This is a genomic window from Streptomyces sp. UG1, from assembly GCF_049974585.1.
Lineage (GTDB): Bacteria > Actinomycetota > Actinomycetes > Streptomycetales > Streptomycetaceae > Streptomyces.
The window spans coordinates 1-955 of record NZ_JBNGGG010000154.1; the positions used below are offsets into that span (position 1 = coordinate 1).

1 pseudogene is annotated in these 955 nt (G+C 75.1%); it reads left to right on the plus strand.

The window, feature by feature from the left end:
- Positions 1-955: pseudogene (locus tag ACP4J3_RS50775) on the plus strand (virulence factor); the annotation flags it as partial.

Sequence of the window (955 nt, forward strand, 5' to 3'; positions counted from 1 at the left end):
TGCACCGGGACAACGCCAAGAAGGACAAGGAGACCGCGGAGGCCAAGCTCGCGGTGGCGCTGAAGGCCGAGGGCGAGGCCAAGGCGGCCGCCGCCGACGCCCACGCCAAGCGGCTGGCGGCGGAAGCCGAGGAGAAGACGGCGAAGGCGGAGAAGGAGACCGCCGCAGCCAAGCAGGCCGAGGCAGCCCGGCACAGGAAGACCGCCGAGACCGAGGCGACCAACGCGCTGAACGCCCGGGACAGGGCCGAAGCCGCCGAGAAGACCGCGGTCGCACGCAAGAACGACGCGGAGAAGGCCCGCGACAGGGCCCGGGAACTGCGCGACGACGCCTGGGACGCCGAGCAGAAGGCGGATGCCGCCCGTGCCAAGGCGGATGCGAAGGAGGCGTACGCCCAGGCCCACGAGTCCGACAGCAACGCGAAGGAGGCCAGGGCGGCGGCGGACGCGGCGGCCGGGCACGCGGACGACGCCGAGGCGGCGGCCGGCAGATCCCGCGCCGCGGCCAACGCCGCGACCAAGGCCGCGGCCGACGCCGACGCGGCAGCCACTCGCGCCGAGGCGGCCGCCAAGCGGGCCCGCTCGAACGCGGATGCCGCGCAGGCCGCGAAGCTGAAGGCCGACGCCGCGGTGAAGACGGCGACCAGCGCCGCAGCGGACGCGATCAGCGCCTCGCAGCACGCCGCCTCTGAGGCCAAGGCGGCGGTCAAGCTGGCCGACGAGGCGGAGAAGGACGCCAAGACCGCCAAGGGGCACGCCGACGAGGCGAACAAGGAAGCCGCCAAGGCCCTGGCCGCCTCGGCGAAGGCCGCGGGCTTCGCCCATGTCACCGCCCAGGCAGCCGTGGACGCCGGCAACGCCGCCGCCCAGGTCGCCAAGCCGGCCAACGACGCCATCCAGCTCGGCTCCCCCTACGTCACCACCGACTCGGCCGCCGGCCTGGTGGTCCTGACCGG